Genomic DNA, 17994 nt, shown 5'->3' with positions numbered 1-17994 from the left:
GCGGAGCCGGCCGCCGTGCAGCCGCAGCCGCCTCGCCCTCTGGCCCGTACGCGGCGGGGAAAAGGCCACGCGCTGCGTTGCCGCGCCCCTGGAGCGGCTCGGTTGCCGACCCCACACCTTCGCGAACCCCACCGACCTCGCCTGAAGCATGCGCGCCCGCCGGCCTCACGAGTGGCTAGTCACTTTCGTATCGGACCTGCTCCTCCTCAAGTCGCACCGGCGGCGGCCGGGAATCATCTTGCGGGCGCTGTCGGCGGTTGATCGCCCGCCGGGATGATTCAGGCATGGACTGGGCTCAGGAAATCGATTCGCTCACCTTCGCGACCGCCGAGCGGCTCGCCCGACAGCACGTCGGTGTCGTGGTCGCCGCCGTCGCCGACGGGCACGTGGGGTTCGCAGGTGCGGGATCCGCCGGTGGGACCGGCAGCGGGACCCCGGGCGCGGACACGCTGTTCGAGATCGGCTCGGTGACCAAGACCTTCACCGCGCTGACCCTCGCCCGGATGGCGGACACGGGCGCGGTGGAGCTCGACGAGCCGCTGGCCCGGCTCCTCCCCGACGGCACGGCCGTACCATCGCGGGACGGGCAGGAGATCACCCTGCGGCACCTGGCCACCCACACCTCCGGCCTGCCCCGGCTGCCCAAGGGCATGATGCTCCGGGCCCTGCTGCGCCCCCGCACTCCGGACCCGTACGCCGACTGCACCGCCGACGCGTTGCTGTCCGGGCTGGCCCGCACCCGCCTGCGCTCGGCTCCGGGCCGCCGGATGCACTACTCCAACCTCGGAGCCGGACTCCTCGGGCTGGCCCTCGCCCGCCGCGCCGGCACCACGTACGGGGAACTGGTCGGCTCACAGGTGTGTGCCCCGCTCGGCATGTCCGACACCCTGGTGGCGGCCCACGCCACCCGGCCCGGCCGGCTCGCCCAGGGCCACGACAGGAAGAGGCGCCCCACCCCGCCGTGGAACCTGGCGGACCTCGCGGGGGCGGGCGGGCTGTGGTCGTCCGCGACCGACCTGGTGGCCTACGTACGGGCCCAGCTGGACGGCGGCCCCGCCGAGCTCGCGGAGGCGATCCGCCTCTCCCGGCAGGTCGAGCACCGCAGCACCCGCTTCACCTGGATGCACCTCGGTTGGACCGCCCACCGCCTCCACCCCTGCCAGGGCGCCCACCTCCAGATCTGGCACAACGGAGGGACGGGAGGCTTCTCCTCCTTCACCGGCTTCGACCCCGAGACCGGCACGGCCGTCATCGTCCTGAGCAACACCCAGCGCGGCGTCGACGCCGCCGCCTTCGACCTGCTCCGCACCCTCCAGGGCCGGGTCTGCGCGCGCGGCGCCTCATAGCCGTCGACCTTGTCGCCCGACCTCGCAGAGGGCCGCGCGTCCCTCCACCGGGGTCCAGCGCATCGCCACCCCTCCGGCCGACGGCGATGCGGCCGGCTGCGACCGGCCGCGCCGAGGCCCTGAGGCCCGTCAGCGGTGGCCGAGCACGTTGACCACCAGGCCGTTGGGGTCACGGACGAAGAACCGGCGTACCCCCCACTCCTCGTCCTGCAGGGGGTGAACGATCTCCGCGCCGCTCTCCCGCACGGCCGCGTAGGCCGCGTCCACGTCGTCCACTTCGACGCTCATGTCGGGAGCGACGGGTGCGGTCTTGTCGCCGGCCATGAAGCTGATCTGCGCCGTCGGACTGGACGGGGCCGCGAGCGTCATGATCCAGCCGTGGTTCATCACCTCCTCGAATCCGAGCAGGCCGTAGAACTCCCGGCTTTCCCGCGGGGCTTGCGAGTGGACATTGGGTACGACACGGCGAACGGCCATCGGTGACTCCCGGGGACAACAGACCGGCGTTGACGGTTTCCAGGAGTACTGCATCACACCGACCGTCGCACTCCGCGAGGTGGCCGAGCGGGGTGTCTCACCGCCGTGTCGGGCGTCGCGGCCTTCGGCGCCGCTTCTCGTACGCCTCCCGGATCCCGCCGGCCAGCCCCAGCAGCACCGCCGCTCCGACCGTCACCGCGGCCGCGGTGCGCAGGCCCCAGCCATGGGCGTCCCCGGCAGCCCGCGGGGAGACCTTGCCCTGCGGGTCGCGCAGCACCGCCAGCGACTCGCCCTCCTCCGCGAGCCGCGAGGGGATGTCCAGGTGCTCCGGGCCGCCCGCGGGGCAGTCCAGGTGGTGGTCGTACAAGGTGCGGGTCGTGGAGGTCCAGTGCCCTTGGGCGTCCGTGGAGGACTCCGTCCGGGTGTGCTTGCCGACCTCCAGCACGACGCAGCTGATCTCGACGCCCCGGTCCTCCAGCGCACTGTGCCCCACGGACACGAGCGCGAAGAAGGCGCCGAAGCCGGCCGGGAGGGCGGACAGCGAGATGAGCGAGGCCCCGCGCCGCGCGGCGCGGGCGGCGTGCCAGCCGAGCAGGGCCAGCGGGAGCAGCAGCCCGCCGAGGAAGAACTCCCAGGTGCCCAGCGGCCCGTACGCCGACTCCCAGGCCACCCCGAACGCCAGGGCCGCGGCCAGCGGCGGCGCGGCCACCGCCAGCGCAGTCCGCCACAGCCCGCGCCTCCATCCCCCTTGCCAGCCCGCCATGCCCGCCCCCCCGTGGCTCGTACGCGTGCCTTCAGGTAACCGCGACGGCACGGGCACGTAAAGGGAGCGGGACTCCGTGATCAAGGGCTGCCCTTTCCGAACCTGTCGATCCGGGCCGTTTTCCTGAGGGATGCGCACCGTGAGTCGGCGCTCGATGGATTCCCGTCATGAGTGACGACGAGGACTACCTGGACAAGAGCCCAGCGGCCGCACGCATGGGCAAGGCCGCGGAATACCTGGTCGCGGCCTCGTCCATCCTCGCCACGGGCGGCGAGTTGAACGTTTCCACTTCGCTCGTGGACGACGAGGGCGTGGACCTCGTCTTCCATCGCCGCGGGAGCTCCGCGACCCTGGCGGTACAGGTGAAGGCGAGGATGTCCACCGGGACGCAGGTTCAGCAGGGCAGGCTGACGGCCTTCGTACGGTCGCAGACGTTTCAGCCGCGAACCGACCTGGACATGCTGTTCGTCGCCGTGGACGTCGAGCGGGGGGCCATCATGACGGCCTGGCTGATACCGAGCGGGACGTTCGGAGAGATGGTGACGGAGCCCAACAGCAAAGGCCGCTTCCGGTTCTCGGCGTCGATGAAGCCGGATTCCAAGGACCGGTGGAGCCCGTTCCGGCTCACGGCTGCGGAATTGCCGAGGCGCATCCTTGCCCGGCTCGCCGAGCTGGAGAAGACGGGGGCCGAGTAGCGCCGCAGGCACGCGAAGCGGGCGATGCCCGCCGCCCCGCGCCGCTGGGGCGGCCCGCACGCGCGGCAGCTGATGCCCGTCCTGGACCGCACGGACCGACAGGCGGCAGCACCGGCCCGGTACCAGAGCCTTCAGACCCCGCCCCTGCCGACGGCTCGGCCTTCCACGACGCGACCCACCGGAGCCGGCCCGCCGCCGGCACTGGCGTCCGCTGGGAAGAGGCTGCCGGGCTGGTTCTCATGGGCGGGTCAGGCGGTGCGGCCGGGCCGCGGTGAGCCGCCCCCCGAGCACGGCGCCGTGGGGAAGGCCGCGGCGGCTCCGGCGGCGGCCGAGTCACCCATCCGGCCGAAACCCGCGCTCACCAGGGCAGGCCGGTCATAGCCTCGGGTCATGACCATGACCCAGGACACGACGTACCAGTTCCGTACCGCCCGCCCCGAGGACACCGGGGCCATCGAGTCCCTTGACGGATCCTTCACCACCGACACCGTCTTCGAAGTGGCCTTGACCGACGACGGCTTCGCCCTCCGCGAGGTCCCGGTGGATCCGCCGCTGGTCAAGGTGTTCCCCGAGGACGACGGCAGTGCCGAGGACGACGAGGCGGAGGACGAGGATGCCGACAGCCGTACCTTCGTGGCCGTCGCTGCCGACGGCGGTCTCGCCGGCTTCGCCGCCGTGTCCTACTCATCGTGGAACCGGCGCCTGACCGTCGAGGACATCGAGGTCGCCCCGAAGCACCGGGGCCGGGGTGTCGGCCGTGCGCTGATGGACCTCGCGGTGGACTTCGCCCGCGAACGCGGCGCCGGCCACCTCTGGTTGGAAGTGAGCAACGTCAACGCCCCGGCCGTCCACGCCTACCGCCGGATGGGCTTTGCCTTCTGCGGCCTGGACACCACGCTCTACCACGCCACCGAATCCGAGGGTGAGCAGGCGCTCTACATGAGCATGCCCTGCCGCTGAGCCGCCGGCAGACAGCTGCCGACGAGGCCGGAGCCGTCGCCCGGTGTGACCGTAACGGTCAGCAGCCAGGCGGCGGGGCCGGTGCGGGCCCGCCCCCGCCGCCGGCGCGTACGCGCGCGGACGAGCGCGCCCCTCGTGGGCCCGCGGTCCCGTTCGCCCGCACGGCCTCGTGCTCCTGCTGTGGTTCCTCACACGCCATCGCCTGCCGGTGTCCGGCCGGCCGTTGTCAGTGGCGGGCGCGAGGATGCGGGCCTACCGCTGAACCGGCCACCAACCGAAGGGTTCCCCATGTCCGTTTCCGTTTCCGGGCCCGCAACCACCGTCACGGCCGCCCCTTCCGAGGAGGTCCGTGCCGCGGTGGCCTCCTCGCTGATGCGGTGCGCCGACACCTTCGAGGAGTTCGCGTACCGCTTCGTCATGGAGAACGAACTGTGGATGCATGCGAACTCCGCCGACGCCGAGAGCCCGCTCCCTCCCCACCTCCAGGCATACACCGACCACTACGCCTGCGCCGCCTCCTGACCGGGTGCGCCCACCGGCGGCCACCGCTGCTGCGCCGACCCGGCAACGGGGCGCGGACGTTTACCCGTCAACACCGGCGGGAGGGCCGGTGCCGACGTACGGTCGAGCAACGGACCGGCCCCGGCGGCCGGCACCGCACACCCTGCGTCGGCCGCCGGGGCCGGCCCCTCCACGCGTGACCGGAACAGGAGCGGAGCAGTCGATGCTTCTCTACGCCCAGACCCCAGCACGGCGGAACCGCCAGATCCTCGCGGACCTGATCGCCGTGGTCGTGATCGCCGGCGCGGTGTGGTTCGCGTTGGCCGTCCACGACGCGATCATGCAGTTGGCCGAGCCGGGACGGAAGGTGGAGGGCGCCGGCGAAGGCTTCGCCGGCGCCCTCGGCGACGCCGGTGAAAAGGCCTCGGACGTGCCGCTGGTCGGCGGCCTCCTGGAGAAGCCGTTCCAGTCCGCGGCCGACGCCGGCACCGGGCTCGCCGACGCCGGACGGTCCCTGCAGGACGCCGTCAGCCAGTTGGCCACCCTGACCGCAGTCGTCCTGATCGTCCTCCCCGCAGCCTTCGTACTCCTGGTGTGGCTGCCCCTGCGCCTGCGCTGGATCCGTCGCAGCGCCGCCGTCCGCAGCCTGTCCGACGCACCCGGAGGCGCCGACCTCCTCGCGCTGCGCGCCCTCACCGGCCCGCCGGGCGACATCCGTGCGATCCCCGCCCCGCCGGGCGGTCTCGCGGACGCCTGGCGTCGCGGCGACCGGGAAGTCGTCACGGCCCTGTCCGAGATCACACTCAGACGCGCGGGCCTGCGGCCCTGACGGGCATGTCGCAGATGGGCCTGGTGGGGGTGAAAGCCGCTATGTAATGTCACATCGCATGTTGCTCTTACGCCGTGCGGCCTCGGCCGCCGCCCTCCTCGTCACCGTCCTCCCCGTGACCCTCGCCTCGCCCGCGCACGCCGCCGACGCCACCCCCGCCTGCCACCCCCCGGCCTCCGTACCGCTCGACGCCGAACAGGCACGCCTCGCGGACACCCGCACCACCGCCCTGGTCGAGCGAGCCGGGTTCGCGGACTTCGTACGGCGCTTCCCCGCCGCCCTGTGCGCGACACGCACCCCCGCCGATGCCGAACGGCTCCTCGACTCCTGGGGCCAGGCCCTCTGGCAGGCCTCCGTACGGCGCGCCCAAGGGCAGCGGCCCGGCGGCGACCTCGCCCCCGGCGACGACCGCCCCCTGTACTGGGCACGGCTCTCCATGACGGCCGCACTCGCCCGCTGGCAGCCGGCCTTCACCGTCGACCGGGCGGCGCTCCGCGCCCGCTTCGAAGACGCCTCCCGCGGCCTCACCGACAACGCCTTCCGGGCCGCGCCCGGCGTACGACGCGTCTTCATCAGCGGCTTCGACCCCTTCGGGCTCGACGCGGAGATCCGCCGCGCCAACCCCTCGGGATCCGCCGCCCTCCAGCTCAACGGAATGCGCGTGACCCTCGCCGACGGCAGCCAGGCCGAGATCCGCGCCGTCGTCCTGCCCGTGCGGTACGCCGACTTCGACGCCGGCATCGTGGAGCGGGCGTTCGCCCCCCGCCTGGCCGCCGGACCCGCCCCGGCCGACATCATCACCACCGTCAGCCAGGGCTACCCCGGCATCTTCACCCTGGAGGACTGGGCGGGGCGGGCGCGGTCCGCCGACCCGTACCCCGACAACGCCCGCGCCCTCTCCGGCGGCACCCGCGAGCACCCGGTGACGGCCCCCGCCCTCGGCCCGGGCCCGGAGTTCATCCGCACCACGCTGCCCGCCGACACCGTGACCACCGCCGTCCAGACCCCGTACCCGGTCCTCCTCAACCCCGACGTGACCGAGATCCCGGCAGGCGCCACCACCCCCGTCGACCGGACCGACGGCCCGACACCCGGCTCGCGCGCCGTGGCCGGCGGCGGTGGCGGCTACCTCTCCAACGAGGTCGCCTACCGCTCCAACCGGCTGCGCACCGAACTCGCCCCGCACCTGCCCGGTGGCCACCTCCACACCCCCGTACTCACCGGCCTGCCCGCCGACCCCCGACTGCTGACCGGCCCCGAGTTCGAACGCAACGAGCACGCGATCACCGCCGAGGTCCGCACCGTCCTCCAACACGCCGCCGTACCCCGCTAGTCAGTGCCCGACGGATCGTGTGACGCTCCCGCCGACGTCCGGCAGGTGAACGGATCCGGGTGCCGGACCGCGGAGAGGGGATGCCCACCGGCAGCACCCCCGACGGAGTTGCTAAGTTCCGGACCATGGGGCGGAACACCTGGATGACCAGGTACTTCGGTGGGGGCGCACTGCTGTGCGCGGTGTTGGCCGTGTGGAGGCTGCTGCTCGGTGCGGGCATGTCGGTGTACCGGCCGGACGTCGTCGCACTCGGGGCGGTGGCCTTGGCCCTGACCGCCGGGTGGGCGTGGTCGGGTTCCCGGCCGGTCCGGGCCGCTTCGCGGCGGCAGGTCGAGCCGGTGCCGGCGCCGCCCACGCGGCTGCCTTGGGACCGGTTCAGCCGGTTCGAGATCCTTCAGTGGCTGCTGGGCTTGCTGGTGCTCCTGCCCGCCGTGTCCGTGGTGACCGAGCTGGCCACCCGTCCGGATGGCGATGACCTGAGGCGGATCGCGGCGATACAGAAAGCCGGGGCCGAGGTAGCCGAGGGCAGCGTCGTCGCGACTCACCGGCTGGTCAAGGACGATCCCAAGTACCCGATGTACAGCGGTGACGTAACGGTTGAAGTCCCCCTCCGTACCCGGGACGGCGCCGGCAAGCGGCGGGTGGAGGTGGTGAACGGACACTTCGGGCGTCAGGCCTATGGGGTTTCCGGCCAGTCCCACCAGGTGTTGTACGCCCCGACCGCGCCCGAACTCGGTGGCGTGGTGGACTACTCGGGCAACCTCGGCCGTTACGCGAGGACGGACTCTCTGCTCGCGTTCTCCCTGCCGGCCTACGGCACCGTGTTCGCCATCATTCCCGGGGGACTCCTGCTGTTCGTCCTGGCCATGAAGCTGATCCCGCTCCGGCCGGTCGACGCAGCCGCCCGAACCCTTCGTGACGACGCGGCCGGCGGGGCGCCACTGCCCGCCGTCCGCGCACGGATCACCGCGGCCCGGCGAGCCGACCACATCTCGCTCGGCTCCGTGGACGGCACGGTCCGCGTGACGTCGGACCACCAGCTGCGCATCGAGCTGGAGGATGGTTCCGAGGTGCTGGTCGGCAACCAGGACGTCGAGCCCTCCGCCCTTGCCCTCATCGCGGCGCGCATGGGAGCACGGCCGGGCTGGCTGTGCGGTGCCCGGAACTGGCGTCTGATCAGGAGCGATCAGCCCGTCGTCTTCGTCACCGACGAGGGTGAGGTGGCGTGGCTGAAGATGGCCCGCGAGGACTTCCAGCAGGTCCTCGTCCCGGCCGCCCCGGTGCAGCCCGACGCGGAGCGCCGCACGGTACTCTCCCCCGCGCCCAGCGCCGTTGTGGCGGGCGCTCACTGGCCCTGGTTCATCGGCATGCTGCTTTCCTACGGTCTCGTCGTCCTCGTGCTGACGGTGCCGATGTCCTGGGGCGCCGCGTGGGGCGCGGCCGTACTCGCCGCGGTCGTGGCCGTGGCGTCCTGCGTGTTCCTGACACGGCGTCGGGCGGCACTCTCCGACCGGGCGGACGGCTGGGAGATCCACGAAACCCGCGATCCGGAACTGGACCCGGCCTGAGACCGACCGCTCCTCGGGAAGGGTTACGGAACCTTTGACCGATCACCCTGAATGCCGAGCGGGTCCGCGGCCGGTCAGGGGCCCTGAGGTCGGATGAGGGCCGTAGCGAAGGAGGTGCGCCGTTCACCGCCACCTGGCCGGGCCCGCTCGTCCCGTTCGCGGACGAGCTCCCACCACCGCCAACCGCCCCGAGATGAGTTGCCGACCACAGCGGGCGAGGAGTGCGTGCCGCCCATGCGATGGCGGCGGTCTGGTCCCGGCTGACGGGGGCTGCCCCGAGTCGCGCTCTTGGCGTCAGTCGAAGATCTCACTGGACCAGTACTGCCGCACGCACCGCTCCGGGTCGCCCTGCTCGAAGCCCAGACCATAGGCCGTGGTCCGCTCGTACTTGCTCCCGTGCGGGTGCTGGGCGCCACCGACCACGCTGTCTGCGGCCGACACCAGGGCATTGACGGCAGCGTTCAGATCGGCCTTGTCGACATACCCCTGCTGCTCGGCGTGCCTGCTCCAGGCACCGCTGAAGCAGTCCGCGATCAGCTCGGACTCCTTCACCGGGAAGGCATGGCCCTGCTGGTCGAGGACCGGCCGATCGTTGTTCATCAGCACGATGTCCCGCCACCCTCGCTGCTCCATGTAGGCGTGCTGGACTTCGTGGCCGTACTCATGGGCCAGGACGGCGGCCACCGCGAAGTCGCCGTTCTCGGCGCGCAGCTTCGCCGCGGCGCCGAACGGGAAGAAGACCCCGCCGGTGAACACGACCCCTTCCTTGTTGGTGTAGCGGTCCGCCGGGCAGTAGAAGATGTCCTGCGTGTTGGAGGTGACCGGTTCCGCGGAGCAGGCACTGCGGTAGCTCTCGCCGGCCATCGGGACGGTGTAGAAGGCGGAGGGTGCCTTCAGGCCGATCTCCTTGAAGTGCTCCGCCCAGTAGAGGGCGACGTTGCCGAAGGAGAAGTCCAGGTACTCGGCCATCCCCTCGGGCGTACCGGTGGGAATGTCCTGCGCGTGCTCCGCCGGGGCGGTGGGTGTGGGCGGCGGCACCGGCGCAACGCCCGTGACGAGCAGTGCGGTGAGAAGCCCCGAGCACAAGCCGACAAGCCGGATGCGGTGCCGCATGACGATCTCCCGACATTTGACCTCGTCTCCACCGTGCGCCCGGCCCGGGCCGAGGGCAACCCAGGACAGGAGTTGTGCCGTCTCACCAGGCGGTCGCACGCCCGGGACGGTCGGGGGCTTCGTGAGGGGCCGGGCGTTCAGCGCCTCGTCTCGTACCTGGTCAGGATCACGCCGCAGGGAAGCGTCCGGGTCTCCACCAGCTTCAGGTTCACCCAGCTGTCCAGCGCGGTGAAGAACGGCGTGCCGCCGCCCACCAGGACCGGCGCGGTGGCCAGTACGTACTCGTCAATCAGCCCGGCCCGCATGGCCGCTCCGGCGAGCGTCGCGCCGCCGATGTCCATCGGGCCGCCCTCCTCGGCCTTGAGACGGGTGATCTCGGCGACCGCGTCGCCGGTGACCAGGCGGGTGTTCCAGTCGACCTCGTCGATCGTCGAGGAGAACACCACCTTCGACATGTCCCGCCAGCGGCGCGCGAACTCGATCTCCGCCGAGGTGGCGTCGGGCTGCTGGTCGCCGGTCGGCCAGTAGGAGCTCATCGTCTGCCACAGCTTGCGCCCGTACAGCGTCAGGTCGGTCGCCTGCAACTGGTCCGACCAGAACTGGAAGAGCTCGTCGCTCGGCACGCTCCAGCCGATGTCGTCGCCGGGCGCGGCGATGTAGCCGTCCAGGCTCAGGTTCATGCCGTAGATCAGTTTCCGCATGACGCCATCCTTCCGTGAGTCGGTCCCACGCGTACAGCCGACGGACTGCGCCCAGCTCCGCCGTCGGTGACGCGCGCCAGAACACCTTGGCTCTGCTGTGTCTCCCGGCCCCGCAGACACGCTGCTCCATGCCGCCCATGCCGGCCGCCCGTGCCCGGGACTGCACTGCTGTGAGCACCGCTGGTCCGGCTGGGCCGCTGCACGCGGGGCGTGCCCCGGGCAGGGGTGCGATCGCAACGATCGCAGAGGGATGGCGGGTTGCGTAGGGTTGGTGCATGGACGACGTGCTGCCGCTCCTGGCGATCTTCGGTGGGCTGGGCGCCATAGTGCTCGGCCTGACAGCGCTGGCGCGGCGTGTGCGGGCCCGCGGGAGTTCCGGCGCGGCTATCGGCGCGGCGTTGGCCTCGTGGGAGGAGGCGTACCGGGTGACCTCGTACGAGGCCCACCACGAGATCCGGGCACAAGCGGAACGTCAGGCGCCCGCGCTGTCGCCCGACGGCCCGTGGCACCGCCGACAAAGAGAGGACGGGCGCACCCCGGTCGCGCCCCGTTCGCCGAGGAGCCGGCGCCACGCGCGCCTGACCCTCCTGGCCCGGCGCCTGCGCCTGCGTCGAAGCTAGGGGCGTCCCGAAAGGGGAATCCGACGGGGCACGTCTGCGGTACCGGGCGGCACGGCGGGCGCGGGAGCACGCGTCGGCGCTCGGAGCACGGGCCGCCGGCTGTGGGAGCGGCCCCGTCGGCTCCAGGCCGGCGGGGCCGTGTCTCAGACGGGCGCGGTGGCCCGCCGCTTCAGGGTGCTGATGACGACCAGTCGCCGGGCTACTTGTTGTTGAGGCTGGTGTGGTTCCACCAGCCCTGGCGCCCGGCGGTGAAGGTGACCTCGCGGGTCCCGATCAGGCCTTCGTAGGGCTTGCCCGTGACCAGGGGGCTCGTCTTGACGACTCCCTTCGGGTCCTTGACTGCGGGAATGGTGACGGCGGTGGCGTGTTCGAGGTCGCTCTGCTCGAAGCCGGTGGGCTGGGTGGTGGTGATGACCTCGTCCCAGTTCGGGGAGGCGGCGAGCTGGTGGGCGAGGTGGACCTCGGACCCCTCGCCGAAGGCGAGGCAGGTGAGGTGGTCGGGGTAGTCGGTGGCGTCGAGGGGCTTGTAGTGGACGACGTCCTGCTTGCGGCAGGTGGCGGTCGTCTCGTCGAGGATCTTGGTGAAGGTGCGAGCGCCGGTGCTGTCGACGGTCACGCGCTCGAGTACCACGGGCAGCGAGTCACGGCTGCCGTCGACGATCTCCTTGAGGGGCCAGTGGCCCTCGGAGAACAGGGAGTAGTACACGCGCCGGTCCTCGTGGTTCCCGAGGTCGTTGAGGTACTTCTTCCGCAGGCTCCCGTCCAGGCCGAACTTGGTGATCATCTGGAAGGCGTGGACGGCGACGTGGTAGAGCGGGAGGTGGTAGGCGAAGATCGTGCCGGTGCCGATGAGCAGGAACCGGTGGCCGTGGGCGGCGGCGTCGGACGAGGTGGTGGCGTCGGTGGTGGTCATGCGGGCACTCCTCGGGGTGGGATGGGGCGGGGTCGGGTGTTCTGTCGGCCGTCGGCGGGATCCGTCGGGCCGGCGGTGTGGCGGCGGCGCCAGAAGGCGTGCCGGGGCCATCGGTGTTCGAGGCCGTAGTAGGTGCGCCGGTTGCGCAGGTGGGTGGCGGTGATCGTGTCGAGTTCGGCGGCGTAGCGGCTGAGGGCGGTGCGGTCGCCGCCGAGGTGACCGTGGACCGCCTGGCCGGCCCGCATGCCGGTGTACAGGGCGGTGAGGATGCCCTGCGACGACAGCGGGTCGAAGGCGGCGGCGGCGTCGCCGGCGGCGACCCACCCGTCACCGTGAACGGCGTCCAGGCGGACGGTGTGGGCGGGCGCGCGCCGTACGGCGGCGGCCGACCACGGGTGCGCGGCCACCCGGGCGCCGGTGTGGCGGGTACGGGCCACGTCGGCGCGCAGGCCGGCGCCGCCCGTCCGGGGGGCCGGCAGGTCCGCGTCGGTGTACCGGGCGAGCAGCCGGTGGCCGGCGGGCAGCAGCGCCGTGTACCACCAGCCGTCCGGGGCGGCCTCCACGAGGGTGGAGGCGTCCGGCGCCGGTGTGGTGGACGGGGGCAGCGTCAGGCAGAGCGCGACGAGCCGGTCGTGGACCACCCGGCGGGCGCCGGCCGCGGTGGCCAGGGCCGCTCGGCGGCCGGTGGCGTCGACCAGCCAGCGGCAGCGCACGGTGCGGCGCTCGCGGGGGCCGCGCAGCTCCACCGTCCAGGTGCCCTCGCCGGAGCGGCCGGCGGGACGGGCCGTGGTGCGTTCGGCCACGTCGGTGCCGAGGAGGCGGGCGCGCTCGCGCAGCTCCCGGTCGAAGCGGCCGCGGTCCAGGTGCCAGCCGTGACCGTGCGGGTCGAGGACGCTGTCCTGGGCGGCGAGGTCGTCCGAGCCCCAGGCCGACAGGTTCGCGTAGCAGGGCAGGTGGTGGCGCACGTCGAGGACGTCCTGCGTGCCGAGGTCGCGGAGGAGGGCCCGGGCGGCGGCCGGGAGCGCCTCCCCGAGGGGCGGCGGTCCCGTGGCGGCGTCGGCGAGCAGGACGGTGCGGCCGGCGCGGCGCAGGGCCAGGGCGGTGGCGGCGCCGGCCGGGCCGCCGCCGGCGACCACCACGTCGTACGCGGGCGCCGCCGCCCCCCGGTGACCGGTGGGGCCCGCCGTCACGAGGAGCCCTGAGGGCTGCCGGTGCCGTTGGCGGCGTCCTCCCCGAAGGGGTCGAGCTTGTCGACGTAGCCGACGGCGATGTTCTCGGGGGCGATGCCGAGGTCCTCGGCGAGGTCGGTCCGCGCCGTGTCCCGGGTGGTGTCGCTGGCGGTCTGGGCTACGTGAAGGGTGACCAGGTTCCGCTCGTCCGGCACCCCCTCGAGGTTGAAGCCGGGCACGGACTCGACCTGGAAGCGCGGCGGATACCGGTTGTCGCCGACGGTGTAGCGGCGGGTCTCCACGACGCCGAAGCGGTGCCACTCCGCGGCGGCCTGCTTCAACTGCTCCTTGTAGGTGCCGCGCAGGCCCCGCAGCCAGGAGGCCCGGTTGGCGAACGCCGCCGCGCGCTCGTCCTCCGAGGGTGTGAGGCCGCCCTCCTTGTTGACGATCCGGAAGTCGCGCTCGGTCAGCACGTGGTTGGGCACCCGGGCGGGCCAGAAGGTCGGCAGGTGGGGGTCGTACCGGGCGCCCAGGCCGGCGGTGGACTCGTAGCCCGAGCGGCAGCTGGCGGTGTCCGTCTGCCAGGGGATGGCCATCCACCGGGTCAGGCCGCCCGGGCCCTGGGCGCGCAGGGGGCCGTCGGCGGCCAGCGCCTTCTCGGGAGTGAGCTCCTCGCCGTAGTCGGGCTCCGCCTGCCCCTCGGGGCGGTGCAGGATGCGGAACGGTTCGGCGAACATCGTCGCGTGCCGGATCGGCCAGGTCACCTCGCAACCGGGGTGGAAGGCGTCGGCGAGGCAGAAGTCGAGGGCGGCGCGGTCCAGGAGCCCGGGCTGCTCTGCCAGGGGCGCCTCCTCCAAGCGGCGCGGGACGCCGGGCCCGGGGGTGTCGACGAAGTCGCCCCTGGACCACCTGAGCAGCATGTCCATCTGGAGGGACGACAGGGTCATGTACTGCCGTGGTGACTTGGGGCGGCTCGCCATGCCGTCGCCGTAGAACCACGGCCAGGTCATCGGCGCCAGCCCGTCCCGCTCGTAGTCGCGCATGGCGGTGTACACCTGGCGGCGCAGCTCGCGGTAGGTGGTGCCTGGCTCGGAGAGGCGGCGCTGCAGTTCGGTGGTGGTGAAGTCCTGCGGGCCGTCGCAGCCGAAGTGGGTGGCGAAGCCCTTGTTGACCCACTGCAGGTGGCTGAAACGCTCCAGAAGGGGCGCGATGTCACGCTCGAAGGAAACCTCGGCGGGCCGGGGCAGTTGGCCCGTGCCGACGAAGACGTCGAGGAGCAGGTCGTAGACGGTGCGTACGGTCTTGATGTCCGGTGCGTAGTTGGGCGGACCCACCACGACCCAGGCGGGCTTGACCTCGATGGGGCGGCCGCCCAGGGTGACGGTGGCGGTGACCGGGCCGTCCGAGATGTCGTCGTACCAGCCGTCGTTGTTGCCGAACGAGTGCAGTGGCTCGTTGTTCTTCGCGGCGGACCGGCCGGAGCCGCCGAGCACCACGAGCCTGCCGCTCTCGTCGGTGTGCATCCGGCCCAGCGGGACGGCGATGCCCTGGAAGGCGCCGCCGGTGAACTCCACGCTCTGGCCGGTGCCGGCGCGCAGGGTCTTGCGGCCGGGGTCGATGACGAGGCTCCTGCGGTCGATGCCCTTGTTGCGCCTCGGCGTGCTGCGGCCCTGCATGTCGGGGATGTCGAGGGCGAGGCTGAACTCGTACCAGGCGGCCTTCTGGTTCGCGACGTGGACGCCCCACTCGATGGAGGTGTTGTCGTTCGTGAGTTCGCGTACGACCTTGCCGGTGCTGTCGTAGCCGTAGAGGCGGAAGCGGGCGGCCTGGCGCTTGAAGGCGCCGGTTTCGTCCTTGAGGGAGCCGGCCGGCATCGGGTCCGGGTCCGGTGTCTCGGGGCCGTAGTACCAGCCGTCGTCGCGGGTGCTGTTGCCCACCCGGGCCACTCCGATCGCGGGGTGGATCTTCGCGTAGGCGATGTCGTCACTCATGGTGGTTGCGGGTTCCTTCCGAGAGAGCGCAGGCCGCAGGGGCGTGCTGCCGCTCCTGCGGGTCGGCGGATGGTCAGGAAGACGGAGCCGGTCTCCCTCTTCGCGAGGAGCTCGGCAACGAGCTCGTCCGGGCGGTGGTGGGACGGTCGGCCACGAAGCCGGTGCCCGGCGCTCGTGGCGTTGTCCTGGGCGGCGCCCAGGCGGTCTCGATCGGTGACGGGGTCGGTGGGCATGCCCTTTGCGGGGCCTGCTCGTTGACCATGTAGTAGCGGCCCCCCGCCCGCCCCGGTACCGCCACGGGCCCTCCTCTGACCCAGTCGGGTGACCCGTTCACCGGGGAAACGATCAAGCCGCACGGCCATCTGGCCAAGCGCACGATCGGGACGCACGAGAGCGCAACGCACCCGCCCCGCCACTGACCGGTGGACGCCGGTTTGTCGGCAGCGCGTCAGTGCCGTGCCGTGGTCCTGCTCGGGTGAGACCGGCAGCGGCGCACCAGTCCCCGGGGGGGGGCTCGCGTAACCCCGCGCGTCCTTGGGAGGCGAACGGGTGGATTACCCGGCGTCGTCACATGGCGGATCCGGCAGCCGGGCAGGGCTGCGGGTGCCGCCGGCGCCGGCCCAGACCGGCTGCCGGTTGGCGGCCGCCCCGCAGATCCCGCGGGACTCCTTCGCGCCGTCCGTCACCGACCAGGCAGGAGCCACCGCATGAGCGAGGAACCCACCGGGGCCCGCCCGGCACCAGGAGTGCCTGAGGAGGACGGCCTGCTCGCAGAGGCCCGGATCCTGCTGCCCGACGTCATCGGCCTGCGCAGGGCCCTGCACCGCGAACCGGAACGGGGCCGGCACCTGCCGCGCACCCAGGAACGGGTACTCGAGGCACTCCAGGGCCTACCCCTGCACGTCACCACGGGCACACGCCTCAGCTCGGTGACAGCCGTCCTCAAGGGCACACGTCCGGGCCGCACGGTGCTGCTGCGCGCCGACATGGACGCGCTGCCCCTGCACGAGGACACCGGCCTGGACTTCGCCTCCCGCATCCCCGGCGCCATGCATGCGTGCGGTCACGATCTGCACACCGCGATGCTCGTCGGCGCCGCCCACCTCCTCTCGGCGCGACGGGAGGAACTCGCGGGACGGGTGGTGTTCATGTTCCAGCCCGCCGAGGAGAGCGACGGCGGCGCCGCCGACATGATCGAGGAGGGCGTCCTGACCACCCCCGACGGGCAGGGCGTGGACGCAGCCTTCGCCCTGCACGTCACCACCCGCTTCAGAGCCGGCACCCTTCACCTGCGGCCGGGCCCCATGTTCGCGGCGTCCGACCAGATCCACCTCACCGTGCGCGGCCGAGGCGGCCACGCCTCGGCGCCCCATCTGGCACTGGACCCCATCCCGGTGGCCTGCGAGATCGTCCAAGCGCTGCAAAGTTTCGTCACCCGGACGGTGAACGTCTTCGACCCGGCCGTGGTCACCATCGCCCGCATCGAAGCGGGCACCACCACCAACATCATCCCGGCGACCGCCGAACTGCACGGCACCTTCCGGACCTTGACCCCCGACACCCGCCGCCGGGTACGCGCGGGCATCGAACGGGTGGCCCGCCATGTCTGCGCCGCGCACGGCGCCGAGGCCGCCGTCGAGCTGTACGAGGGCTATCCGCCGCTGCACAATGATCCGGTGTTCACCGCCGCCGTGGGTCAGGCCGTTGCCGCACGGCTGGGGCAGGGCGTCGTCCACGCCCTCGCCGAGCCGGTGATGGGGGCCGAGGACTTCGCCTACGTCCTCGAACGCGTCCCCGGCGCCATGGCCTTCCTCGGCGCCGGCCCGCCCTCACCGCCGAGCCGGGACCTCCCGGACATGCACTCCGACCGGGTCGTCTTCGACGAGGACGCCATGATCACCGGCATCGCCGCTCACGCAGCCGTCGCCCTCCACCACACCAGCACACCGGGCGGGTGAAGCCACCAGACGCCCGGCGGAACCATGCCGCCGGAGGAGCTCCCCCGCACCCGCACGACCACCGGAGGACGCCTTGATCACCGCGCACCACTGGATCGACGCCCTCGGCCTGGAAGCCCACGTGGAAGGCGGCTACTTCCGTCGGACCTTCCAGGCAGACCACCGCCCGCGCACCAAGACTCCAGCCGGTGAACGCTACACGCTGACCTCCATCCACTACCTGCTCACCCACTGGTCGCCCGTCGGGCACTGGCACCTGAACCGGTCCGACATCCTGCACTTCCACCACCACGGCGAACCGATCACCTATCACCTGCTCCACCCCGACGGCCGCTACACCAGCGCCGTTCTCGGACAGGACACCGGCCAAGGACAGGCGCTCACCTTGGCCGTGCTCGGAGGGGTCTGGAAGGCCTCCCACCTCACCTCCGGAGACCACGCCCTGATCAGTGAAGCCGTCGCGCCCGGATTCGACCACGCCGACATGACCCTCGGCCGACCCGACGAGCTCGTGACGCGCTTCCCCGCGCACGCCGACCTCATCCACCGCTACTGCCGGCCGACCCACGGGTAGCTTCGGTTTTCCTGTGCGTCTTCCAGCGGGAACGGCGGCTGGGAGCCGGTGTCGTGATGCCTCACCAGGCGGAGCCCCGTTCGCGGGCCGGACTCCGACCGGCGGGGCCATGAGTACACCGGTCGGGTGACCGTCGGTGCGCCGGGGTGTCCACCCCGGGGCGACCGCGCTGCCCGCTCCGGCAGTTCGTCTCCCGCGTAGCGCCACAGCCCCTCCAGCCGGCTTGCGGACGCCGGCCGCGTGCGGGTGGGCTCGCCCCACAGATCAGTGATCGGCGTGTCCGCGCTCGGACTCCCGCCCGGGGTTCGTCACGAACCGGCTCAGCCGGTACGTGGTCGGCAGCCCCAGGCGCCCGCACAGCATGTCGATCCGGATCAACGACCCGTCGACTCCTGCCTCCCGAAGGCGGCGCAACTGCGCACGCACCTCTACCTGGTCCCGCGTCTCGACGACCACTTCCCAGTGTCCCGCGCCCGGCGCGGT

Annotated in this window: 17 protein-coding genes; 10 read left to right on the top strand and 7 right to left on the bottom strand. The window is 72.5% G+C overall.

Annotated features, from left to right (window positions below):
- The first annotated feature begins 284 nt into the window (after positions 1–284).
- Positions 285–1346: a serine hydrolase domain-containing protein gene (locus ACZ501_RS10950; protein ID WP_468794162.1), complete on the top strand. Its 1062-nt coding sequence runs from the start codon at positions 285–287 to the stop codon at positions 1344–1346.
- Positions 1347–1475: 129 nt separating this feature from the next.
- On the opposite strand, the gene ACZ501_RS10945 is transcribed toward ACZ501_RS10950, so the two are convergent.
- Both ACZ501_RS10945 and ACZ501_RS10940 read right to left on the bottom strand, forming a co-directional pair.
- On the bottom strand, positions 1476–1823 hold the full coding sequence (locus ACZ501_RS10945; RefSeq protein ID WP_361607518.1) for a VOC family protein: 348 nt from the start codon (positions 1821–1823) through the stop codon (positions 1476–1478).
- A gap of 97 nt (positions 1824–1920) precedes the next feature.
- A complete protein-coding gene (locus ACZ501_RS10940) occupies positions 1921–2586 on the bottom strand; it encodes a hypothetical protein (RefSeq protein ID WP_468794159.1) in 666 nt (221 codons plus the stop codon).
- Positions 2587–2753: 167 nt separating this feature from the next.
- On the opposite strand from ACZ501_RS10940, the gene ACZ501_RS10935 reads away from it, so the two are divergent.
- The 6 genes from ACZ501_RS10935 to ACZ501_RS10910 all read left to right on the top strand — a co-directional run bounded on the left by ACZ501_RS10935 (position 2754) and on the right by ACZ501_RS10910 (position 8472).
- Positions 2754–3281, top strand: coding sequence for a hypothetical protein (locus tag ACZ501_RS10935; RefSeq protein WP_468794156.1), 528 nt, complete (start codon positions 2754–2756; stop codon positions 3279–3281).
- A gap of 390 nt (positions 3282–3671) precedes the next feature.
- On the top strand, positions 3672–4241 hold the full coding sequence (locus ACZ501_RS10930) for a GNAT family N-acetyltransferase (protein WP_468794153.1): 570 nt from the start codon (positions 3672–3674) through the stop codon (positions 4239–4241).
- 288 nt (positions 4242–4529) lie between these two features.
- Positions 4530–4763: a hypothetical protein gene (locus ACZ501_RS10925; protein WP_468794150.1), complete on the top strand. Its 234-nt coding sequence runs from the start codon at positions 4530–4532 to the stop codon at positions 4761–4763.
- 175 nt (positions 4764–4938) lie between these two features.
- Entirely contained in the window at positions 4939–5571 is a 633-nt protein-coding gene (locus ACZ501_RS10920) for a hypothetical protein (RefSeq protein WP_468794147.1), read from the top strand.
- Positions 5572–5629: 58 nt separating this feature from the next.
- A complete protein-coding gene (locus ACZ501_RS10915) occupies positions 5630–6904 on the top strand; it encodes a pyroglutamyl peptidase (protein ID WP_468794144.1) in 1275 nt (424 codons plus the stop codon).
- A gap of 80 nt (positions 6905–6984) precedes the next feature.
- Positions 6985–8472 carry a hypothetical protein gene (locus ACZ501_RS10910; protein WP_468794141.1) on the top strand — a complete coding sequence of 496 codons (1488 nt, stop codon included), beginning with the start codon at positions 6985–6987 and terminating at the stop codon, positions 8470–8472.
- 294 nt (positions 8473–8766) lie between these two features.
- Here the strand turns inward: ACZ501_RS10910 and ACZ501_RS10905 are convergent, their stop codons facing one another.
- Together ACZ501_RS10905 and ACZ501_RS10900 are read right to left on the bottom strand one after the other, a co-directional pair.
- Positions 8767–9585: a neutral zinc metallopeptidase gene (locus ACZ501_RS10905; protein WP_361610042.1), complete on the bottom strand. Its 819-nt coding sequence runs from the start codon at positions 9583–9585 to the stop codon at positions 8767–8769.
- A gap of 137 nt (positions 9586–9722) precedes the next feature.
- Entirely contained in the window at positions 9723–10286 is a 564-nt protein-coding gene (locus tag ACZ501_RS10900) for a dihydrofolate reductase family protein (RefSeq protein WP_361610043.1), read from the bottom strand.
- A gap of 275 nt (positions 10287–10561) precedes the next feature.
- On the opposite strand from ACZ501_RS10900, the gene ACZ501_RS10895 reads away from it, so the two are divergent.
- A complete protein-coding gene (locus ACZ501_RS10895) occupies positions 10562–10906 on the top strand; it encodes a hypothetical protein (RefSeq protein WP_361610044.1) in 345 nt (114 codons plus the stop codon).
- 199 nt (positions 10907–11105) lie between these two features.
- Here ACZ501_RS10895 and ACZ501_RS10890 read toward each other — a convergent pair whose 3' ends face one another.
- From ACZ501_RS10890 to ACZ501_RS10880, 3 genes are read right to left on the bottom strand one after another with little or no spacing between them, the layout of a single operon-like run.
- Positions 11106–11819 (bottom strand): hypothetical protein, encoded by a 714-nt coding sequence (locus ACZ501_RS10890; protein WP_361610045.1) that lies wholly within the window; start codon positions 11817–11819, stop codon positions 11106–11108.
- The gene (locus ACZ501_RS10885; RefSeq protein WP_468794138.1) at positions 11816–13009 is read right to left on the bottom strand and encodes a tryptophan 7-halogenase; all 1194 of its coding nucleotides are present in this window, start codon (positions 13007–13009) and stop codon (positions 11816–11818) included. Before ACZ501_RS10885 ends, ACZ501_RS10890 begins: the two co-directional genes overlap by 4 nt.
- Positions 13006–14979, bottom strand: coding sequence for a LodA/GoxA family CTQ-dependent oxidase (locus tag ACZ501_RS10880; RefSeq protein WP_468794136.1), 1974 nt, complete (start codon positions 14977–14979; stop codon positions 13006–13008). Before ACZ501_RS10880 ends, ACZ501_RS10885 begins: the two co-directional genes overlap by 4 nt.
- Positions 14980–15686: 707 nt before the next feature.
- On the opposite strand from ACZ501_RS10880, the gene ACZ501_RS10875 reads away from it, so the two are divergent.
- Entirely contained in the window at positions 15687–16937 is a 1251-nt protein-coding gene (locus ACZ501_RS10875) for a M20 metallopeptidase family protein (RefSeq protein WP_468794133.1), read from the top strand.
- Between the two features lie 73 nt (positions 16938–17010).
- A complete protein-coding gene (locus ACZ501_RS10870) occupies positions 17011–17511 on the top strand; it encodes a cupin domain-containing protein (RefSeq protein WP_468794130.1) in 501 nt (166 codons plus the stop codon).
- Positions 17512–17994 lie beyond the last annotated feature (483 nt).

Source organism: Streptomyces sp. NPDC034085 (assembly GCF_055575555.1).
This window is presented reverse-complemented; position numbering and strand designations above follow the sequence as displayed.